Source organism: Ruegeria sp. D1(2025) (assembly GCF_056536425.1).
This window is the reverse complement of the sequence record NZ_JBQFPO010000006.1, coordinates 142,260-164,118: the sequence shown is the minus strand read 5'-3', so window position 1 is coordinate 164,118 and position 21,859 is coordinate 142,260. Positions and strand designations below refer to the sequence as shown.

Sequence of the window (21,859 nt, the reverse complement as noted above, 5' to 3'; positions counted from 1 at the left end):
ATGAGCCATTCCGATCTGATGACCCGCATCCGCGATCTGCCGATCTGGCAAGGAAATATTGAGGCAACGCCTCTGACCGGCGGCATCACCAACATAAACTACAAGATCACCGACGACAGCGGTTCCTACGTGGTGCGTGTCGGAGACGATATCCCCCTGCATCAGGTGATGCGGTTCAACGAACTGGCGGCCAACAGGGCGGCCCATGCGGCTGGGCTTTCGCCTGCCGTGGTCCACGCCTCGGGCGACCTGACGGTATTGGAGTTCGTCGAAAGCCGTACCTTGTCCGAAGAGGACATTCGCCACCCCGACACGCTGCCGCGTGTTCTGGACCTGGTGAAAGCCTGCCATATCGAGATCCCCAAGCATCTGCGCGGCCCGTCGCTGGTGTTCTGGGTCTTCCACGTCATCCGCGACTACGCCGCTACACTCAAGGAACGAGGAAGCACCCATTCGGCTTTGCTCCCTGATCTGGTGGAAATCAGTGATGGCCTCGAAGCCGAGGCGGGACCATATGACATGGTTTTTGGCCACAACGATCTGCTCTGCGGCAACTTTCTGGACGACGGTGCCCGCCTCTGGTTGATCGATTTCGATTATGCCGGGTTTAACTCGCCGCTCTTTGACTTGGGCGGGCTGGCTTCGAACAACGGCCTTTCGCCCGAACAGGAAGACTGGGTGCTGGAGACCTACTTTGAAACCCCCGTCACTGGCGATCTGCGCCATCGCTACACGGCCATGAAATGCGCCTCGCTGCTGCGCGAAACGATGTGGAGCATGGTGTCCGAAATCACTTCGGATATCGACTTCGACTACGCAGCCTACACAGCCGAAAACCTCGCGCGGTTCCGCGCGGCCCTGACAGACTTCAAAAACACCTGAGGACAGACATGACCGACCTTCCGAAAACAGCCAAAGCCGTCATCATCGGCGGCGGGATCATCGGCTGCTCGACCGCGTATCACCTGGCCAAGCTGGGCTGGACAGATACGGTACTGCTGGAGCGCAAGAAACTGACCTCGGGTACGACATTTCACGCGGCGGGATTGGTGGGCCAGCTTCGATCGAACGCCAATATCACGCAGTTGCTGGGCTACTCGGTCGACCTGTACAACAAGATCGAAGAAGAAACGGGCCTTGGTACGGGCTGGAAGATGAACGGCGGCCTGCGACTGGCCTGTAACGAGGAACGCTGGACCGAAGTAAAACGCCAGGCCACAACGGCGCATTCCTTTGGTCTGGACATGCAGCTTCTGACCCCTTCCGAAGCGCAGGACCTGTGGCCGCTGATGGACGTCTCTGATGTGATCGGCGCGGCGTATCTGCCGACGGATGGTCAGGCGAACCCCTCGGACATCACTCAGGCGCTGGCCAAGGGCGCACGCATGGCCGGAGCGAAGATATTCGAGGACACCAAGGTCACCGACATCGAAATCGAAGATGGCAAGATCCGCGCGGTGATCACCGAACATGGCCGGATCGAATGCGAAAAGGTGATCTGCTGTGCCGGTCAGTGGACCCGCACATTTGCCGGACGTTTTGGCGTCAATGTGCCACTGGTGCCGATGGAGCATCAATATATGGTGACGGAACCCTTTGACGTGCCTTCCAACCTGTCGACCCTGCGCGACCCGGACCGGCTGACATACTACAAGGAAGAGGTCGGCGGGCTGGTCATGGGAGGGTACGAGCCAAACCCGATCCCCTGGGCAACCAAAGGCATCCCGCAGGGCTTCCACTACACGCTGCTCGACAGCAACTTCGATCATTTCGAACAACTGATGGAGCTGGCCCTTGGCCGTGTTCCCGCTTTGGAGAATGCGGGTGTCAAAACGCTGACCAACGGGCCTGAAAGCTTCACGCCCGACGGTAATTTCATCATCGGTGAAGCGCCAGAGTTGCGCAACTTCTTCGTCGGTGCGGGTTTCAACGCCTTCGGCATCGCAGCTGGCGGTGGGGCGGGCATGGCGCTGGCCGAATGGGTCCACAAGGGCGAGCCGCCTTTCGATTTGTGGTCCGCCGACATCCGCCGCTTTGGCCGCCCGCATTTCGACACCGACTGGGTGCGCACCCGCACGGTCGAGGCATACGGCAAGCACTACACGATGGGCTGGCCGCATGAAGAACACGACTCGGGGCGGCCCTGCCGCAAATCTCCGCTCTATGAAACGCTGAAAGATAAGGGCGCGTGCTTTGGTGAGAAACTGGGCTGGGAACGCCCGAACTGGTATGCAGATGCCTCACTTGGTGAAACGCCTAATGATGAATACAGCTTTGGCCGCCAGAACTGGTTCAACGCTGTGGGCCGGGAACACAAAGCCGCGCGCGAGGCTGCGGTACTGTTCGACCAGACCTCGTTTGCCAAATTCGCCCTGAAGGGGCCGGACGCGCTGGCCGCGATGAACTGGATCTGCGCCAATGACGTGGACAAGCCGGTGGGCGCGCTGACCTACACCCAGATGCTGAACGACAAGGGCGGGATCGAATGTGATCTGACCGTGGGCCGCGTGGCGCATGATGAGTTTTACATCGTCACCGGCACCGGCTTTGCCACCCATGATTTCGACTGGATCAGCCGCAATATCCCCGAAGGTCTCAACTGTCAGCTTTTTGATATCACCTCATCCAATGCCGTGCTGTCGCTGATGGGCCCGAAAGCGCGCGATATTCTGGCGAAGGTCACGCGCGATGACGTTTCGAACGACCGCTTCAAGTTCGGCACGATTCGCACAATCGGCATCGCCGGGTGCCCGGTCAAGGCACTGCGCGTGACCTATGTAGGCGAGCTTGGCTGGGAACTGCACCTGCCGGTGGAATATGCCCAGACGGTTTATTCCGCCCTGATGGCTGCGGGCCAGCCGCACGGTCTGGTGAACGCAGGCTATCGGGCGATTGAATCGCTGCGGCTCGAAAAAGGGTATCGCGCCTGGGGTGCGGAAATCGGCCCTGACCACACGCCATTCGAAAGCGGGCTGGGCTGGGCGGTGAAGCTGCGCAAGAACGTCGACTTCAAAGGCCGGTCTGCGTCGGAAAAACAAAGGGCCGAAGGTGTCAAAAAGATGCTGGCCTGTTTCACCGTCGACCCGGATGTGATTTTGCTGGGCCGCGAGACGATCTATCGCGATGGCAAGCGCGTCGGCTGGCTGACCTCGGGTGGCTACGGCTTCACCGTGGGCAAATCCATCGGTTACGGCTATGTCCGCAACCCCGACGGGGTCGACCCGGGATTTGTGACATCCGGCAGGTACGAGCTGGAGGTCGCTACCAAACGCGTTCCCTGCGAAGTCACTTTGCAGCCGCTGTACGATCCGAAAATGGAACGTGTCAAAGCGTAAAAGCGACGATACCGGAAGGTTAAGACCTTGTGGTACCGGTAACGTAACAACAGAAGGGAACAGCCAAGCGCCGATGCTGGCTTCAGACGGCGGAGTAACTTCCGCCGCGACGCCGGAACTTCGTACTGAACTTTCGAGGTTGCTGAGCGACCAAAACCGAAAAACGGATGCCCTTCCGAACCGGAAGGACAGGCGACAAGTTTTGCATCAGGGTCGGTTCTCTTTCCTGACGGACTGACCAATTTGAAGCGCTGGCAACAAGCCGCCAATTGCGATCAGCCCTGCCCCGACCCATCCCCAGAAATCCGGCAGGTTGTTCCAGATCGCATAGCCAAAGATAATGGCCCAGATCATCCCGGAGTACTCTACCGGTGCCATCAAGCTGAGCGGCGAAATCGAGCACGCTTTCGTTCGACAATACACGCATAAGGCGCCGAACAGCCCGAGTAGAACAACAAGCCACAAATCCGGCGTCTCGGGCAGGTGATCCCCCGTCGGAACCAGAAGGACAGCGACCAGAAAAATCGTCAGATATTCATAACCCGTGATTGCTTCTGGCGTGTCGCGGCGGGACAGGGCACGCGCCGCCGCAAGACCGAAAGCACTGCAAAAAGCCGCGGTCAGCGGCAGCAAAGCGGCCATGTTCATGCCGACGCCAGGCGGGCGGATAATGAGACATGCACCCAAAGCTCCGGCAACCACCGCTAAGACCTCCAGGACGCTCGCGTGTTCCCGGAAGAACAGAGAGGACAGACACATTGAAATGATCGGGGAAACCATGAAGATGATCGTCACTTCGGCCAGAGGCAGCACCTTCAGACCTGCGATAAAAAAATACATCGTTCCCAAGGTCAGCAAGCCTCGGCCAATCATCAGCGGCCACCGTGGCGATACCATCGAACGCCAGGTCGACGGGGCGATGATCCCGAAGAAAAACAGCAGCCCGAACACGCTTTCGAAGAATATGACCTGGAGCTCAGAATATGTCTGGGCCAACATTTTTGCGACCGCATCCAGCGCGGACATGAAAAACACGCCCAGCGCAAACAAGATGATCCCGCGCGCGTTCCCTTGAAACTGACGAAGTATGGCGCTCATTGGCCGACCTGGTCGAAAACCGAAGTGCGTTCCAGATAGAACTGCGACGAAAACCTGCCCGGGTTCTGCTTCAGGAAGTCCTTCATGAAGGTTAGCATTTCGACCGCATCAGATTTCTTTACATCGACTTTGCCATGGTCCAGCCAGTCTTCAAAACGGGCGAGTTCCTTTAGATCAAACCCTTTTTGACGACCGTATACGATCATGTTGCAATAGGAACGGTGTGAGAAATATGTCCGGCTCATATGCGCTTCAAAAGCTGCTGCGGTTTCTTGTGAAATGACCCCGTTTTCCAACGCAGCCGCCAGCGTGGCCTTGATGTTCACCAATGGTTCAGACAATGCGGGATAACCCAGTTCGGCGGGCCCGTGGTTCAGGGCGACTTCGTCGTCACGTGTAATCCGGCCGGCGCGGTAATCCTCGAAAACGCGCCCGATCCCCTTCATGCCGAAATCGCAAAGCTCGGCGGCTCTTAGCGCTCCCATGCTGGCGCTACCGAAAACGTGAACGCCTTGGTCAAGCGCCCAAAGTACTTCCTTGTGCAAGACCGAAGGTGTCAGCTGAAAATACCCGTCAATGATACCGATTGCATGGGGGTTGCGCGCTATCACGGCCATCACATCCCCCTGTGCAGCAGGTGGCAGGTATTCAGCGTCAAGAATACTCAATGCTTCACTTTTCCGGATCGTGGGGCCGCAAAATACGAATATGGTCATTGGGCCGGTTCCAGCTGTCTTTGCGCCCGCACCCCCATTGCGTAGCGCGGGTCGTCGCTTGGACCTTCCAGTCCCGGAACAAGCACACGGACCACCGAAATATGTTTGGCCACATAGTCCGCGGTTATGTCGATGATGTATGCGTCGTGAAGTCCAGCATTCTGCAAGCCCGCTAATATCTGATCCAGATCATCATCCGGGGTTGCTGTGTCCTGCGATTTTCTTGACCCGAACTCAAGCTTTCCGGGCCTTGCGATTGTCTCGTGAAATTCCATTTCGCGATAGAACTCCCTGGACAAGTCATCGCGGGAACCGGTGATCAGCGTCAGCCGTTCCTGTGCGGCTTCTGTCAGCGCGCGGGACAATGCGATTTCGCGGCAAGGGTGACACCCCGCACCGACCGAGGGCCGCGGCAGCAAAACCGGCAGGTTTCCTTTCTCGCATGTCCAGACCAGATATGCAGGCACACCAATGTCGGAAGTGACGTCCCAGATCGCCACATCAATATCCGCGTCTTGGAATTTTTTTAGAATCGCAAGAAGTGAGCCGCCGCAAATCGTATCTTGGTCGATGCGTCGCGCGTCACGATCTGTCCAGGGCAATTGCGACCATAGCGCTATGGCGTCGCGTTCAATGACTTCGCACAAGGCGTGGCAGGCGGCTTCGGCAAAGGTGTTTCCTGACGCCAAGCCGTTGGAGCTTGAAAGGAAGAACCCACTGCCGGGCGGCAAAGGCCGTGTGTAATTTGTGTGTATCAGTTCATATGGCGCCCAGCCCCCGGAATTGCCCCCAAGCGCTTTCATCTCCAGCCACAATATCGGCTGGAAGGGATCGAACTGTCTTCCCCTGCATTGCGGCAGAAGATCCGGCTCAACGACATTGTGCGTATACCGGATGTCCTCATAACAGGCGTGAATTACCGGAAAGACGATACGCTCTGCATGAAATATCTCTATGGACTCCATCACCGCCGAGGCGACGGCGGCATCATAAGTGGCCCCTTTTCCCTGCGATACAGCCATCGAGCGGGAATTTGGCCGACACACGACGATTGTCGGCAACCCAACCCGGTCGAGCCCGGTGACATCCGCGATGCGCGTGATCCCGAAAACGGGGAACAGATCGCGCATCAGGTCAACGGTCTGGCCCGGCGGGCGGACCCTGTGTGTGCCTTCGAAATACTGCTTCAAAACCAATCTCTGCCGGAAAGGACAAGGCCCGGGATCTGATCCAGGTTTTTTGTTCCCGTGCCCGTTACCAGAACGCCGGGGTTGGCGTTCTGATCCAGCTGTTAGCCCTAGGCTGCCGGATCAATCTTGGCGCCGTGTTGTGACGGGTCGATTTTCGCACCATGCTGGGTTGGGTTGATTCTTGCACCAAATTGGGTGGGGTCAATCTTTGCGCCGTGCTGCGCCGGATCAATTCTCGCACCAAGTTGCATTGGATCGATCTTGGCGCCAACCTGAGCAGGACTGGAACGGGGCTTACTAGCGTTGATTTCCGGTGATCTTGAAATTCCGGTCGATGCCTTGACCGGTGTTTCCACTTTTACACCTGTCCGACCGATTGAGATCAGCCTGCCATCTGGCGCGCGAACAATAGTCTGATTATCCAACATGAAGTAGCTCCTTGGGTTAATTGGGTCTCCTGATCCTTTGAATGTCACCCGGAATTGGCGACGCGCCCTATTACCACAAAATACTGCTAAAATCACGAATGGATCAGCAGCCAAGATCGACCCGGATCCGGTCCGATTGACGGCTTGTATTCGTGCTGTCCACACCGAGTTGCCCCGCCTGCCCGCACTGGATGACCTGGCTGTTGGGATCAATCATCTCGGGCCTGTCGGTGTACGAAACAAGCCCGCTGCCGAGAACCGTGTAAAGACCACTTGGTTTCGGAACGGATAAATACCCCTGAACCTGCACAATCCCGACAGGACCATCAAACAAGCCGGTTTCGATCCTTTTGGCCTCGATCCCGTCCGACGTCGGCATACCGAACACTCGGATCACATCGCCGGGTTCCAAGTGCTTTGGTCTGATCCCGGTGATCTTGCTGCCTCCTATGATGATGTCGCCATTTGGGTCCGGACCCAGATAGGTTCCGCTCAACCGGGCCTGATGATCCGCGCTGTTTAGCCGTTCGACCCGAGAGGCCAGCAGGCGCTCCGCTTGCCACAAACCGCTGATCGCAACCCAGTCTCCCACTTGCACGTCCGGTTTCTGATCTGCGACTTCAATCCGGGTGCCAAGCACGGTCAGGGTTCCGCCTTTGACATCAGACACTGGCCCGACGACCGGCAGAACCTGCCGGATTTGCCTTGCGTGCCAACCATCGCCCCTACGCTCGGCCGTAATCGCGACCGTGTGGCCCGGCTGAAGTGACCCGGCGGCTATTGCCGGAACCGAACCTGCCACGGATGCCTGATCGTCAATCTGAATGCGTAACCCGTTCACATGGATACTGCCGAGATGCGTAATCGTTCCGGCGATACCGGTGCCAATTATCCCGCCTTCCCGCTCTTCACTTCCCTCTGCGCCGGCGGGGGAGGCCAGTATCAGGATTGTCAGGATTGCGGACAAGGCACGGGCAAACAAGAACATGGTCACTCACTCTTATCCCTGCCTTTGTCCGGCAAGGGCATCACATAAGCGCCCGTCGCAAATCGGCCCGAGTGGCCCTTGCCCTGATCCTTGTCCTGCAGGGATCGGGCCAGCGCGTTAATTTCCTGCAACAACGCCTGTGCCTTTTCATCGGATACCTTGCGCAACTCTTCGATCGAGGCCTCTGAGAGATGTGAATACCGGACAGCGCGGTCGAAATTCCGCCGGGCGCCCGGCTCTGCCAGCAGGTTCTGCGTGGCGGCCAACAGATGTGCGGACAATGTTGCCTGGTACGCTGCGACCTGTTCCGCCCCGCCGCCCGATGGCAGAAAGGCGTGGGTCAAAAGACGCAAATCCCCATCCTGTCCTTGTTCGACGATATTCTGGTCAAGCAGGGTTTTCAGAACGGTACCCGGGGCCATGTCGATACGTGCAAGCCGAACCAGATCGTCAAATCCTGGCCCACCCTCGCTGCCCTTTCGCCGCAGTTTGCGCGGCTCACCGGAGTTGTCCTGAAACTCGGGCGATGTCGCCCAATGGCTGATCACCAACGCGGCCGCACTGCAACTGCGCTTTTCCGGCGCTTCATCATCAAGATTGCGCAGGCGTTTTACATCCTTGCGATGCAGCCCCGTCAAAAGGCTGGCGCGGCTGTCGCTCAGAGGTGTGTCTGAACTGTCTTCAACCGCTTTCAGCAACGCCTTTTTCAGCGCCTCGGTCGCGCTGCCAACAGTGACGCCATGTGCGACCATCGCCTGTGCCAAAGGCTCCAGCAAGGCTGGCAACGCGGATTCAAAAGGTGTCTTGGGGGTCGTCGACATTGCGCTACTCATTAAAGGCCTTTGGCGGATAACATCTGTCACGCATTAACACATTCAACGCTTTCGTGACTATTTCGTGATCAATCGTGAGTCATAATGGGAAATTTTCCCATTATCAATATTGCGTGACCCCTGAACCGATAGGAAATTGTCATGCAAGAAATCAACATCTCAGCTTCAAGCAATTTTACCCCTCTTAGCTCCTCAGAATTGCCCCTTCGACAACAGCCAGATGTCCTCTGCCATCTCAGCCCTATGGATCAGGTCCGTTTTCGAAACTTCGGCTGGGGCCCCAAGGCGGAACCACGCCACGCCACAATTGCCGAAGCCTTGCAGCATCAAATGCAGCGGAACCCATACTCGGTCGCCATCGACTGCGGTGGGCACGAGATAAACTACCGTACGTTGGACCAGGCATCTAACCGTCTGGCCGCCGTATTGCGCGCCCATGGTGTGAAACGTGGCGATGCAGTCTGCCTGTTTTTGCACCGCTCGATCGAAATGGTGGTTGGCATTGTGGCCGCGATCAAACTGGGTGCTGCGTATGTACCGCAGCATGTCGGCGTTGCGCCTCCCGAAACGCTCCGGCATGTGGCCGAGGTAACGCACGCGCGCGTTCTGCTCAGCCTCAGTGAGTTGGCGGATCAGGTGCCCGTATCGGCAATCCAAACATTGATCACTATCGACACGGTCATGTTCGACCCGCTCCTGGATGCCCCAGCCCCGGATACCCGATACCGGGCGCGACCCGAAGATCTTGCGATGATCCTGTTTACATCAGGTACGACAGGTGTGCCCAATGGCGTTCAGGTCAGCCATGCCAATCTGGCGAATATCCTGCTGACCGCGCCCGGTGATCTGGGAATGCGCCCGGGCATGAAGGTTGGACAGGTTCTATCCATCGCTTTCGACATGGCCGCCTGGGAAACCCTGGGGGCGCTGTCAAACGGGGCAACGCTGGTTATTCGTGGCAAGTCCATTCAGGATACGGCGGAACAGGTGGACGTTCTGATCGCCACGCCGTCGATCCTGAACGCGCTGGATCATACACGATGCCAACAGGTCAAAGTCGCCGCCGTTGCCGGAGAACCCTGCCCACGCCCTCTTGCCGACAGGTGGTCGGCCTTTTGCACATTCTACAATTCCTGTGGTCCGACAGAGACGACAATCATCAACACGGCCGAGCCGCATCACCCCGGCAAACAGATCCTGTCCATAGGTCGTCCGACACCCAACAACACGGTCTACATTCTGGACGAAAACCTGCGCGCCCTGCCAATTGGCCAGAAGGGTGAGATGTGGGCCGGTGGGGATTGCGTGACAACCGGATACCTCGCCAACCCTGAGCTGACGGATGAGCGTTACCGCCCCGATCCGTTTCGCCCTGGCCATATGATGTTTCGCACCCGCGATCTGGGCCGCTGGACCGACGATGGAGAGCTTGAACATTTTGGCCGCGTTGATGATCTGGTCAAGATACGCGGCTTTCGGGTGGAACTGGACAGCGTCTCGGGCGCGCTCGAACAGTCGCCCTGCTGCCAACAGGCCGTGACGCTGCAATACGACAGCCGAAATTTGGTAAGTTTCATCTCGCCTGCTTCCGCTTGCCCCAAGCGTGCGGCGCGATCGGTTGCGGACCGTCTGCCCTATTATTGCTGCCCGGCTGTGGTGATGCCGATGGACGCCCTGCCACGGACAACACGCGGCAAACTGGACAAGCGCCTGCTGAAGCAACTCGCCCGTGACCACATCGCGCAAACCGGGACGGAGCTGAAGTGATGACAACTCAAACCACAAATCTGCAATCCCGGGGCCTGAACTGGCGGCGGGTCACACGGCACCCGGCGCTGATGGAATATCGGCGACTGGCGGCGCTGGTTGCCGTCGTCAATCTGGGTGTTTTCGTGATGGGGCTGCACCAGGGCAGGTGGTTTCATGATGGTGAGTACGCGCTGAACCTCATCGCGGACATGGCGTTGATCAACCTGAGCATCGGTATCCTGATCCGGCAGCAAAGGGCGGTCAACGCATTGTTCTGGCTGGCGACCCGGGTTCCGACATCCTGGCCTTTGTGGATTCGCTGGGGTGCCGGCAAGGTCTTTCATTTTGGCGGACTGCATTCAGGATGTACCGTTGCGGGCACGATCTGGTTCGGGTTCTTGCTGTTTGGAATGATCGCGAACAGGGGTGCAGGGGCGGATTCGCCCTCGGGCCTGACACTGACGCTAAGCGCCGCCATGGTCGTGTTGATGACCGTCATGGTGGTTTCAGCGTTGGGACCGATCCGAGCCCGATTCCATAATATGTTCGAGAAAATACATCGCTTCATCGGATGGACCGTCCTGGCGCTGTTCTGGGCACAGACGGTGTCAATAAGTTCTGACACGGGCGATGCATTGTTGCACAGCACAGCGTTCTGGATGCTTTGCCTGATCACACTGTCGATCCTGTCTCCGTGGCTGACGCTGAAACAGGTGAAGGTTGATATTGTCAAACCGTCAAACCATGCGGTGATTGCCCGGTTCGAATACGGCGACACGCCGTTCCCCGGCAGTTCCAACGCCATCAGTCACACACCGTTTGGAGAGTATCACTCATTCGCCAATATCCCGGCCCCGAACCAGAAGGGCTACCGGCTGGCAATCAGCCGGGCCGGAGACTGGACAGGACGATTCATCGACAACCCGCCTGACAGGGTCTGGGTCAAAGGCATCACGACATCTGGCGTGGCCCGCATTGAGGTTTTGTTCAAAAAGGTCGTTTATGTCAGCACCGGGTCCGGAATTGGTCCGATCCTGCCTCATCTTCTGGCCGGTGATGTGCCGAACAGGCTGATTTGGTCTACCCGAAGCCCCCGAAAGACCTATGGGAACACGTTGGTTGACGAGATCGAAGCGCATACTGACACCCCTCTGATCTGGGACACAGATGAAAGGGGCAAACCGAACCTTTCCGCATTGGCTTTGCAGGCGGTGCGTGACAGCGACGCCGAGGCTGTCATCGTGATTTCGAACCAGAAGCTTACGCGCAAAGTCGTGCACGACATGGAAAGCCTGGGCATCCCCGCCTATGGCGCAATCTGGGACAGTTGATCATGTATGGGACAATTCAGACGGAAACTCACGGGCGTGTCGCCACAATCCGCTTCAACCGGCCGGATCGGCTGAACGCCCTGAATTCGCAGGTCATGCATGAGGTGCTGGACGCGGCAACCAACTTTGAGGCCGATCCGGCAATCGGCTGCCTGATCCTGACCGGAAACGAGCGCGCCTTTGCGGCCGGAGCTGACATCAGCGAGTTGGCGGTTCAGACCTATGCCAGTATGCGGGCCAGTGACTTCTTTGGCGGCTGGGACCGGTTCGCCGCACTGAAACTGCCAAAGATTGCAGCTGTTGGCGGCTACGCGTTGGGCGGCGGGTGCGAGATTGCCCTGATGTGCGACGTCATCCTGGCGTCGGACACCGCAAAGTTTGGCCAGCCTGAAATCAAGATCGGCTGTATTCCCGGTATCGGCGGCACGCAGCGCCTTACCCGGCTGGTTGGACGTGCCCGGGCGATGGACATGATCCTGACCGGTCGCCTGGTGGATGCGCAGGAGGCGCTTCAGATGGGTCTGATCAGCCGCGTAGTACCGTCCGAAGAACTTGAACAAACCGCACAGGATGTAGGACGAACCATTTCGGGCTATGCACCTGACATCGCAGAAATGGCTCGTGCCTGTGTAAACATGGCCGAACATAGCACGCTGGACTCCGGTCTTCGCTACGAGCGGCAGATGTACCACGCCCTTTATGGATTGCCGGCGCAACAGGAAGGCATGAATGCGTTTCTGGAAAAGAGAGAACCCCGGTTCCATTCCGCCTGAATTCCATCGAACGGGAAAGATCGGGATTGACTTTCCCAAAATTGTATACAGCTATGCGTACAATTGCATCCAGTGGGGCCACGCCATGCAGACCTGTTACGGTGGAAAAACGGTATACGGAGCCAACCTTGGCATTCTTATGCTTGAAACGCAGTTTCCGCGCATTCCCGGCGACATCGGAAATGCGCTGACCTGGCCTTTCCCGGTACAGTACCGCGTCGTGCGCAGCGCCACGCCCGAGTTGGTGGTGCGCAATGATGCACGGGAACTGGTTGACCTTTTCATCGAAGCCGCAAAAGACCTGGTTGCCTCAGGATGCGACGGTATCACGACAAATTGCGGTTTTCTTTCGATTGTTCAGGACAGGCTGGCCGAGGCGGTACGGGTTCCTGTTGCCACATCCTCTCTGATGCAGGCCCCCATGATTCAGGCAACGCTTCCCCCCGAAAAACGCGTGGGCATTCTGACGATCTCGAAAGAAACGCTGACGCCGGCCCATCTGGCTGCCGCGAATGTGCCGGCTGATACTCCGGTCGTGGGCACCGAGGGTGGTCGGGCGTTTACCCGTGATATCCTGGGAAATGCCCCCAAAATCGATTTTGCGGCCTGCCGACTGGATATGCTTGATGCGGCGCGGCAACTGGTGACAGAACATCCGGATGTCGGTGCAATCTTGCTGGAATGCACCAATATGACGCCTTACGCGGCGGATGTCCGCAAACTGACTGGGCTGCCAGTGTTCTCGATCTACACTTACCTGAAATGGTTTCATGAATCGCTTGTACCGGATCGGTTTTCCCCTGAACTGGATGATCCACTGCTTGGGTTGGCGAGGTAAACATCGCACATCCTGACCCCGCTGCATGATACAGTTGGGCAGGACTGTGGGTCTACAAGTTCCCCGGAACGTAGAGTTGCGAAAACGCCACGCGCACCAATTCGACCGTCTGTTCACTGCGGCGTTCAATGTGACGCCGTAAAGCTGCGATCGCGGCGTCTTTGTCCCGTGCCTTCACCGCATTCAGGATGATGCGATGCTGTGACAAGGAAGAGTGATCATAGTCAGGCGTATCCCGACGATCACGCAGCAGCCGCAAGTTTATCATCCTTACATACCGGATGCGTTCGTTCACGTTGCACAACAGCCGAACCAGTTCACTATTGCCCGACAGAGTCGCAAGCTTGACATGAAACTCTTCGTCCATGCGCAAAAGAACATTCAGATCGCTGCAAACAGAATAGGATTTCTCGGCCTCGTCCAGATAGGCGACAACCTCGGCTATTGCGTTGTCATCCGCTCCTTCAATGGCACGGATCAGCGCCTCGGTCTCAAGCGCGCATCGCAGCTGGTAAAGTTCCAGAATCTTGTCGGGGCTGAGTGGGCGGCAAAAAAACCCTTTGCCAAGCTCGAAAGTCAGGAACCCTTCGGCGGCAAGCCGGTTCAATGCCTCGCGCAGCGGGGTGCGGCTGACATCAAGGGTTTTTGTCAACGCGGTCTCGTTCAGGCGCTCACCGGGCATGAACTCGAAACTGATCGCCTTCTTGCGTAACGCCTCGTAGGCGCGTTCTACGCTTCCTTCGGATTTGGACATCTCATACCCAACAGTTCGGATTTTTCCTGTTCTATCAAAGCGCACGGGAAAAGAAACATTTGTCTTCACAGATTGCGACAGTACTGTATACAGGCTGGAATACGATGCAAGGGGCGATGATTCTCGCCGCAATGGGATGATATGACGTCTGAGGCTCAACAAGTCGTCGTAATTGGCGCCGGGATCGTCGGTGTCTCGACCGCTATCTGGTTGCGCCGCAAGGGCGTCGACGTCACCATCGTGGATCGCAACCCGCCAGGGGATGACAGGGCGACGTCATATGGCAATGCCGGGGTGCTGGCGGCATGCTCAGTCGCCCCTGTCACGGCGCCGGGACTGGTTCTCAAAGGTCCCCGAATGGCCTTGGACCCGAACTTCCCGCTGTTTCTGCGCTGGTCCTATTTGCCACGGCTTGTGCCATGGCTGACAAAATACCTGTCACATGCCAACGACAAGGACACCCGTAGAATTGCTGCCGGGCTGGCTCCGCTGACCTCGGACTCGGTCGAGCAGCACTTTGCCCTAACCAAGGGAACAGATGCCGCGCAATGGGTCCAAACCTCGGACTACAGTTTCGCCTATCCCGACCGCGCCACCTTCGAAGCGGACAGCTACACGTGGATGCTGCGTCAAACCGCAGGCTTTGAACCCGAGGTTTTGGAAGGGGACGCCGTTCGCGAGTTCGAGCCGAACCTGACGGGAAATCTGAAACTTCTGGCCGTGATGCACGATCACGGATTTTCACGCAGCCCCGGATCATACGTGGCCGCGCTGGCAACCGAAGCCGAAAAACTGGGGGCTTCGATCCGTCAGGCCGAGGTTACAGATTTCGAGTTCACTGACGGTAAGGCAACGGCCGTTATCACCGACAGCGGCACACTGCCCTGCTCCAATATTGTTCTGGCGACAGGTGTCTGGTCCGGACCGTTGGCGAAAAAGCTTGGACTGTCCGTGCCACTCGAAACCGAGCGTGGTTACCACATTGAATTCGCGGGGGCGGAAAACGGGCCATCAACCCCGTTGATGATCACCACCGGCAAATTTGTCGCCACCCCGATGGCAAATGGGCTACGCTGTGCCGGTGTCGTCGAATTTGGCGGGCTGAAAGCCGGGCCTTCAAAAGCGCCGCTTGATTTGCTCAGGCGCAAGGTCGAGGAAAGCTTTCCGCACCTCAGGTTCGAAAACATGAACAGCTGGCTGGGCCATCGCCCTGCCCCGACCGACAGCCTGCCGTTGATCGGAGAGATTGGCCATAGCGGAGTTCTGGCCGGGTTCGGGCATCATCATGTTGGCCTGACCGCCGGGCCCAAAACCGGACGCATTCTGGCCGGGCTGGTGACCGGAGAGCGCAGCAATATTGATCTGACCGTCTACGATCCGCAGCGGTTCTGAAGAAACGACCATAAACGCCCCGGAAAATCAGGGGCCGAAAATAGGCAACAAGGGAGTTTGAAATGCCAAATACAATCACCAAAATTGCCGCTGGTGTCGCGGTAGCCACCGTATCAGCGGTATCGGCCAATGCTGAAACCTGGGATATGCCGATGGCCTATTCGGCCACCAACTTCCACTCGGCCACCGGCGCGATGTTTGCTGAATGCGTGACCACGGGAACGGCGGGTGAATTGACCATTCAAACCCACCCGGGCGGTTCGCTCTATGCGGGCGCGGAAATAAAACGCGCAATCCAGACAGGGCAGGTCAACATCGGTGAGCGTCTGTTGTCCGGTCACCAGAACGAAAACGCGCTGTTCGGCTTTGACTCTGTTCCATTCCTTGCGACCTCGTTCGAGGATTCCGAAAAGCTGTGGGATGTGGCCAAGGGCCCGCTGTCCGAACTGCTGGCGGAACAGAACCTTCATCTGCTGTATTCGGTGCCGTGGCCGGGTCAGGGTCTGTATTTCGACCGCGAGGTCAACAAACTGGCCGATGCCGAAGGTCTGAAGTTCCGCGCCTATAACTCTGCCTCGGCCCGCATGGCCGAGCTTGCCGGGATGCTGCCGGTGCAGATCGAAGCCGCAGAAATCAGCCAGGCATTTGCGACGGGTGTGGCACAGGGCATGGTCTCGTCCGGGTCCACCGGTTACGACCGCAAAGTCTGGGAAAGCCTGTCGCATTACTACGGCGTGGATGCCTGGATGCCGCGCAACTATGTTCTGGTGAACATGGATGCCTGGAACGGCCTGGATGACGCGACCAAGAACGTTGTGAACGGCTGCGCCCTTGCCGCGGAATATGCAGGCGACTGGCGTTCGATCCAGTACACCGAGTTCACCGTGAACGAGCTGGGCAAGAACGGCATGACCACCGGCCCCGCAAGCGATGAACTGGCCGCTGAACTGCGTGCCATCGGCGAGACCATGACCGCCGAATGGCTGGAAGCTGCCGGCGAACAAGGTCAGCAAATCGTCGATGCCTTCAAGGCTGCCCAATAATCCTTGACTGAAACAAGCCCCGATGCCGGTCCGGCGTCGGGGCGCAGAAGAGGAGAATTGCCGTGGCGCTGTTCAATCTGTTGCGCGTTGTTCTGGATGCTCTGTACCGCTGGGCCGGATATATCGCCGCTGTCTTTCTGATCCTGATCCTGTGTTTCGTCTCGATGCAGATGATCTCTCGATGGGTCGGCGAGGTTGTCGTGGGTGGACCAGATTTCACCGGCTATTGCATGGCCGCCGCGTCGTTTCTGGCGCTGCCCTATGCGCTGAACAGCGGCAGCCATATTCGGGTGAACCTGCTTCTGAACGCGCTTGGACGGTTCCGGCGATTTGGGGAAATCTGGTGTTGGGCAGTTGCCAGTTACCTGACATATCTGTTCGCGCGCTACGCCATCAAACTGACCTATGAAAGCTATCGCTTCAACGACATCAGCCAGGGGCAGGACGCGTGGCCCATCTGGATCCCGCAGATGTCGATGGTCATCGGCACGGTCCTGCTGGCAATCTGCGCCTTCGACAACCTGATCAGTACCCTTTTCACGGGTAAGGACAACATTCGATCCGCCGGGGTCGATGTGCACGCGGAGTAAGCCCAGTGGAACAATTCTACCTCGTCTCCATCTTTCTGTTCGCGCTGTTTGTGCTTTTGGGCACAGGCGTCTGGGTCGCCCTCGCGCTGTTTGGCGTGGCTTACCTTGGACTTGAGATGTTCACATCACGCCCGGCTGGCGACGCGATGCTTACCCGTATCTGGACCGGATCCTCAAGCTGGACACTGACGGCGCTGCCGCTGTTCATCTGGATGGGCGAAATCCTGTTCCGAAGTCGATTATCGCAGGACATGTTTCGGGGTCTGAGCCCGTGGATGCAACGTTTACCCGGTGGCCTGGTCCACGTGAATATCGTCGGCTGCACCATATTTGCTGCCGTGTCCGGTTCTTCAGCGGCCACGCTCACCACCGTCGGCAAAATGTCGATCCCGGAACTGCGAAAACGGGAATACCCTGAATATATGATCATCGGGACCCTGACCGGCGCGGCGACGCTGGGCCTGATGATTCCGCCATCTCTGACCCTGATTGTGTACGGTGTCGCTGTCGAGCAATCGATTTCGAAACTGTTCATGGCAGGCATCCTGCCCGGTATCGTGCTGGCCAGCATGTTCATGGCCTATGTCGCTGGCTGGTCCTTTCTGCGCCGTGATGAAGTACCGGAAATCTCCGACCGTATGACCTTTGGGCAGAAACTGAACGAAAGCCGGTTTCTCATCCCGATCATCATGCTGATCCTGGTTGTCATCGGCTCGATGTATGGCGGCTTTGCCACGGCAACAGAGGCTGCCGCCATTGGGGTTATCGGATCGTTCATTCTGGCGGCCATGCAGGGATCGCTGACGAAGGAGGCCTTCATAGAAAGCCTATTGGGTGCCACCCGAACCTCGGCCATGATCGCCTTTATCCTCATGGGTGCCATTGCCCTGACACTGGCGATGGGCTTTACCGGACTGCCGCGCGCGCTGGCGGAATATATCGAAGGGTTGCAACTGTCGCGCTTCTCTCTGCTGCTGGCGCTGATGCTGTTCTATATCATTCTCGGCATGTTTCTTGACGGCATCTCGTCGGTCGTTCTGACCATGGCGATTGTGCAGCCGATGGTCGAGGGCGCGGGCATAGATCTTATCTGGTTCGGAATCTTCATCGTGGTGGTTGTGGAAATGGCGCAGATTACACCCCCGATCGGTTTCAACCTGTTTGTCATGCAGGGGATCACCCGGCACGAGATGGGATATATCGCCAAGACCGCCCTGCCGCTGTTCCTGATCATGGTGGTGATGGTCTTCGTGATGATCGCTTTCCCGGAACTGGCCACCTGGCTGCCTGACAATATGCGGAACTCGGCTGGCCGGTAACCGGCCAGCCCCTTCCACACTTGATATTCGCCTGTCACAGCAGGGGGGGGACCCACGTCATGACCCGATCCAAAATACTCGCAGCCGTTGACCTTGTGCACAAAGACAGCGACGCCCACGTCGTTCACGAAGCGATTTCGCTGGCCCGATCCCATGACAGCACGGTCGAGGTGATCTTTGTCATACCGGATCAGGAGCTCAGCTATGTTCAGGGTTACATCCCGGCAGAAATGCACCAGCAGGTACTGATCGAGGCAGAGAATGATTTGGCCGCGTACTGCGCCGACTTCAATTGGCACGGCGTCGCACACAAAACCAGGGTGCTGCGCGGTGTCGTTTACGAGCAATTGATCAATTACGCCGACGATCAGTCAGCAAGTTTCGTCGTGATCGGTGCCAGCAAACCATCGGTCCGGGATTTACTGATCGGACCAAACGCTGCCCGGGTGTCGCGATACGCCCGTTGCAGCGTGCTGGTCGTGCGGCCGAACTGACCACCATCAACTCTCACTTTCGGAGACATACGTGAGCGACCATAAAATCGAAACTCTGCGCGTTCATCGCATTTCGATCCCCGCCAAAGCTGTCCATTCGCATGGCAGCGGCGACGTAGCTGGTATTAACGTTGCGATATTGGAAATGGTAACGGATACCGGCCTTACAGGCTGGGGCGAAGCCTCACCCTGGCCTGTCTTTACCGGAACCGCCGAGGCGAACGCCGCCGCCCTGCACGTGCACCTGCGTCCGCATCTGATCGGTCAGGACCCGGTCCAGGTCGAAAAGCACATGAACATGGCGGAGAAGGTGCTGATCGGCCACCCCGAGGCCAAGGCCGCGCTGGAAATGGCGCTGCTGGACATCACCGGCCAGATCACCGGCCTTTCGGTCTGCGAACTGGTCGGCGGTAAAATGCGTGACAGCATGGGGATGAGCTTTTCGGTCGCCAACCCAGATTTCGACGCGGACCTCGATGACATCGCCGCGATGTGGGAAGACGGCGTGCGCATCTTCAAGTTCAAGACCGGTTTTGCCGACCATCGGTTCGACCTTATGCGCTGTGAAAAACTGCGTGATATCTATGGCGACGAGGCGGACATCCGCATTGACTACAATCAGGGTCTTCCGGCCTATGACGCCGTGCGCTGCATCCGGGATCTCGAGGCGTTTCGCCCAACATTTGTCGAACAGCCCGTCAAGATGCACGAACGTGAAGCCCTGGCCCACATTGCGCATGTAATCGATACCCCGATCATGGCGGACGAAAGCGTGTTTGACCCCAAAGGCGCGCTTTATGGGGCGCAGATCCGGATCGCGGACATTTTCTCGCTCAAGATCATGAAATCCGGTGGTATTCGGCGAGCGCTGGAGGTGGCGGCAATCGCCCGTGCTGCCGGAATCGAGATCTATGGCGGCTGCATGTTCGAAACGGGACTGGCCCATGCCGCCGGTGCCCATCTGATGGCCGCCGTACCGGACCTGGTCCTGCAATGCGAATTCTACATGGCGACCTACTACGCCGCCGAAGACATTCTGACCGAACCCTTCCCCGTCAAAAGCGGGCGGGTACACGTTCCGACAGGGCCGGGCCTGGGCGTTCAGGTCAATCCTGACATGCTGACAAAATACGCTGTCGCAGAACCTTTGACGTAATCTCAAAAACTTCGGATCGGCTGCATACAGCACTGTGTGCGGTGGTTGATCGGGAAAGGGAACCTACCCATGGAACACCAAGACACAAAGCGCATGAACGGCGCCCAGATCATCCTGAAGATGCTCGAATTGCACGGCGTCCGCCATGTTTTCGGCCTGCCGGGGGAAACCACCATCGGCTGGTACAAGGAATGGCGTGAAAACAGCAATATCGAGTTCGTCCTGACCCGCGATGAACGCACCGCATCCTACGCCGCCGAGGCCTATGCGAAGATCACCGGGCGCCCATGCGTTCTCGAGGCCCCCAGCCCCGGCGTCACTCATTGTTCGCCCGGCATCACCGAAGCATTCCTCAGCTCGGTTCCGGTGATCTTTTTCAGTTCGGACATTCCGATCAATCAGGACAAAAAACACGGTCTGACCGGGGTCGATCAGACCAAACTCTACGACAGTATCTGCAAGGAAAGCTTTGTGCTGACGAACGCAAGGGAAATCCCGTTCCTGCTGCGCCGGGCCTTTCGTGTCGCAACCTCCGGTCGCCCTGCACCGGTGCATATCCGAGTGCCGATCAACATCTTCGGAGAAGAGGCGGAGGTTGACGATCTCTATGCCGAGGCGGAATACAGCCAATACCCGGCGCACCGCCCAGTTGCCGACCACAGCAAAATCCGCGCTGCAATCGAGATTCTTCTGGCTGCCAAAAAACCGGCCATTGTCTGCGGTCAGGGCGGGCTGATCTCAAAGGCCTCCGACGCAATTCAGGAACTGGCGGAACTTCTGCAAATCCCCGTCGGCACAACAACGCCCGGCAAAGGCACTATTCCAGAAGATCACCCACTGGCGCTGCGCGTCATCGGGGGGCGCGGCGGAATGGAGTATTCCAACCAGTACGTGTTTGAAGCTGACACGATCTTCTTTGTCGGATCAAACACCGACAGCGCTGCGACCGACCACTGGAAGCTGTACGGGGACCCGAAATCCAAGACCTTTCTGCATCTGGATATTGCCGAGGCGCATGTCGGCAACAACTTTCCCGTCAAAGTGGGCATGGTCGGCGACGCGCGGGCCAGCATTGAATACATGGTCGAGATCATCAGGGCCGAGCATCCGAACCTGAAGCGCGACAGGATCGATCTGAACCCGATGAAGAAAACCGCGCTCGACAATGTCTTCAACTCGAACATCCCGATGCCCGAAGGGACGATCTCGCCGGTCAAGCTCAGCCAAGCGCTGGACAAAATAATGCCGGACGACGCCGTGATCACGTCGGAGCCGGGCGTCAGCGCGATCTACCCGTCTGCCCTTCTGACGTTCAAAAAGCCGGGCCGGCGTTACATCACCAACTACTCCATGGGTGCGCTGGGATATTCGGTGCCTGCCTGTCTGGGGGCGTCCTATGCCAATGACGGCCCGGTGATTTCCTTTACCGGTGACGGGTCGTTCGGATTTGTCATTGGCGACATGGAGTCGATCAAGCGTTCCGGCAAAAACGTCACGATTATCCTGACCCGAAACGACACATTCGGCTGGATCCGGGGCGAAGCTATCCTGCTGGACGAAATAGATGAACCGTGGTCCACCGACTTCGGCCGTGTGGATTACTGCAAGGTTGCCGAGGGGTTTGGTTTCCGTACCGCGAAAATCACAAGTGAGTCAGAAATAGAGGCTGTTCTGTCTGAGGCGATCGCCAACCCCGGAGCGAACTTCATCGAAATCATGGTTCCGTCGCAGGACAAGATCGTCCCGTTCGTCCCGAACTGGGTGCGCGCCGCGCGGGCCAAAAACCTGCCGCACTTCTACTGACTCAAGCCGCGGCCCCATGGGCCGGGGGC

The 21,859-nt window shown here is 57.8% G+C and carries 20 protein-coding genes; 13 read left to right on the top strand and 7 right to left on the bottom strand.

Annotation, left to right across the window (positions count from 1 at the left end; translation table 11 throughout):
• On the top strand, positions 1-882 hold the full coding sequence (locus tag ACR1XU_RS15455) for a phosphotransferase (protein ID WP_480492199.1): 882 nt from the start codon (positions 1-3) through the stop codon (positions 880-882).
• A gap of 8 nt (positions 883-890) precedes the next feature.
• Positions 891-3,335 (top strand): GcvT family protein, encoded by a 2,445-nt coding sequence (locus ACR1XU_RS15450; protein WP_480915629.1) that lies wholly within the window; start codon positions 891-893, stop codon positions 3,333-3,335.
• A gap of 207 nt (positions 3,336-3,542) precedes the next feature.
• Here ACR1XU_RS15450 and ACR1XU_RS15445 read toward each other — a convergent pair whose 3' ends face one another.
• The 6 genes from ACR1XU_RS15445 to ACR1XU_RS15420 form a co-directional block, all read right to left on the bottom strand.
• Positions 3,543-4,433 carry a DMT family transporter gene (locus tag ACR1XU_RS15445; protein ID WP_480909029.1) on the bottom strand — a complete coding sequence of 297 codons (891 nt, stop codon included), beginning with the start codon at positions 4,431-4,433 and terminating at the stop codon, positions 3,543-3,545.
• A complete protein-coding gene (locus ACR1XU_RS15440; RefSeq protein WP_480909028.1) occupies positions 4,430-5,149 on the bottom strand; it encodes a TfuA-like protein in 720 nt (239 codons plus the stop codon). Before ACR1XU_RS15440 ends, ACR1XU_RS15445 begins: the two co-directional genes overlap by 4 nt.
• Positions 5,146-6,339, bottom strand: a complete 1,194-nt coding sequence (locus ACR1XU_RS15435) for a YcaO-like family protein (RefSeq protein ID WP_480909027.1) — start codon at positions 6,337-6,339, stop codon at positions 5,146-5,148. The genes ACR1XU_RS15440 and ACR1XU_RS15435 overlap by 4 nt, the downstream gene beginning before the upstream one ends.
• 107 nt (positions 6,340-6,446) lie before the next feature.
• A complete protein-coding gene (locus ACR1XU_RS15430; RefSeq protein WP_480909026.1) occupies positions 6,447-6,881 on the bottom strand; it encodes a hypothetical protein in 435 nt (144 codons plus the stop codon).
• Complete coding sequence (locus ACR1XU_RS15425) at positions 6,871-7,755, bottom strand: DUF5666 domain-containing protein (protein WP_480909032.1); 885 nt, start codon at positions 7,753-7,755, stop codon at positions 6,871-6,873. The genes ACR1XU_RS15430 and ACR1XU_RS15425 overlap by 11 nt, the downstream gene beginning before the upstream one ends.
• A gap of 2 nt (positions 7,756-7,757) precedes the next feature.
• Complete coding sequence (locus ACR1XU_RS15420) at positions 7,758-8,576, bottom strand: DUF6502 family protein (RefSeq protein WP_480909025.1); 819 nt, start codon at positions 8,574-8,576, stop codon at positions 7,758-7,760.
• A gap of 342 nt (positions 8,577-8,918) precedes the next feature.
• Here ACR1XU_RS15420 and ACR1XU_RS15415 point away from each other — a divergent pair, with 342 nt between their 5' ends.
• The 4 genes from ACR1XU_RS15415 (at position 8,919) to ACR1XU_RS15400 (ending at position 13,279) form a co-directional block, all read left to right on the top strand.
• Positions 8,919-10,355 (top strand): amino acid adenylation domain-containing protein, encoded by a 1,437-nt coding sequence (locus ACR1XU_RS15415; protein ID WP_480909024.1) that lies wholly within the window; start codon positions 8,919-8,921, stop codon positions 10,353-10,355.
• Entirely contained in the window at positions 10,355-11,668 is a 1,314-nt protein-coding gene (locus tag ACR1XU_RS15410; RefSeq protein WP_480909023.1) for a hypothetical protein, read from the top strand. Before ACR1XU_RS15415 ends, ACR1XU_RS15410 begins: the two co-directional genes overlap by 1 nt.
• Before the next feature lie 2 nt (positions 11,669-11,670).
• On the top strand, positions 11,671-12,441 hold the full coding sequence (locus tag ACR1XU_RS15405) for an enoyl-CoA hydratase-related protein (protein WP_170611686.1): 771 nt from the start codon (positions 11,671-11,673) through the stop codon (positions 12,439-12,441).
• A gap of 85 nt (positions 12,442-12,526) precedes the next feature.
• Positions 12,527-13,279 (top strand): aspartate/glutamate racemase family protein, encoded by a 753-nt coding sequence (locus ACR1XU_RS15400; protein ID WP_480909031.1) that lies wholly within the window; start codon positions 12,527-12,529, stop codon positions 13,277-13,279.
• Between the two features lie 52 nt (positions 13,280-13,331).
• Here the strand turns inward: ACR1XU_RS15400 and ACR1XU_RS15395 are convergent, their stop codons facing one another.
• Positions 13,332-14,033 carry a GntR family transcriptional regulator gene (locus ACR1XU_RS15395; RefSeq protein WP_480915628.1) on the bottom strand — a complete coding sequence of 234 codons (702 nt, stop codon included), beginning with the start codon at positions 14,031-14,033 and terminating at the stop codon, positions 13,332-13,334.
• Between the two features lie 141 nt (positions 14,034-14,174).
• Between ACR1XU_RS15395 and ACR1XU_RS15390 the strand changes: the two genes are divergently transcribed.
• From ACR1XU_RS15390 to ACR1XU_RS15360, 7 genes are all read left to right on the top strand, one after another.
• Positions 14,175-15,425 carry an NAD(P)/FAD-dependent oxidoreductase gene (locus ACR1XU_RS15390; RefSeq protein WP_480909021.1) on the top strand — a complete coding sequence of 417 codons (1,251 nt, stop codon included), beginning with the start codon at positions 14,175-14,177 and terminating at the stop codon, positions 15,423-15,425.
• Between the two features lie 62 nt (positions 15,426-15,487).
• Positions 15,488-16,468 (top strand): TRAP transporter substrate-binding protein, encoded by a 981-nt coding sequence (locus tag ACR1XU_RS15385; protein ID WP_170611680.1) that lies wholly within the window; start codon positions 15,488-15,490, stop codon positions 16,466-16,468.
• Between the two features lie 62 nt (positions 16,469-16,530).
• Positions 16,531-17,058: a TRAP transporter small permease gene (locus ACR1XU_RS15380; protein ID WP_480492186.1), complete on the top strand. Its 528-nt coding sequence runs from the start codon at positions 16,531-16,533 to the stop codon at positions 17,056-17,058.
• Between the two features lie 5 nt (positions 17,059-17,063).
• Positions 17,064-18,377, top strand: a complete 1,314-nt coding sequence (locus ACR1XU_RS15375) for a TRAP transporter large permease (protein ID WP_480909020.1) — start codon at positions 17,064-17,066, stop codon at positions 18,375-18,377.
• A 59-nt stretch (positions 18,378-18,436) separates the two neighbouring features.
• The gene (locus ACR1XU_RS15370; RefSeq protein ID WP_480909019.1) at positions 18,437-18,871 is read left to right on the top strand and encodes a universal stress protein; all 435 of its coding nucleotides are present in this window, start codon (positions 18,437-18,439) and stop codon (positions 18,869-18,871) included.
• Between the two features lie 31 nt (positions 18,872-18,902).
• Positions 18,903-20,027: an enolase C-terminal domain-like protein gene (locus tag ACR1XU_RS15365; protein WP_480909018.1), complete on the top strand. Its 1,125-nt coding sequence runs from the start codon at positions 18,903-18,905 to the stop codon at positions 20,025-20,027.
• Positions 20,028-20,096: 69 nt separating this feature from the next.
• Positions 20,097-21,830 carry a thiamine pyrophosphate-binding protein gene (locus ACR1XU_RS15360; protein ID WP_480915627.1) on the top strand — a complete coding sequence of 578 codons (1,734 nt, stop codon included), beginning with the start codon at positions 20,097-20,099 and terminating at the stop codon, positions 21,828-21,830.
• The last annotated feature ends 29 nt before the right edge of the window (positions 21,831-21,859 follow it).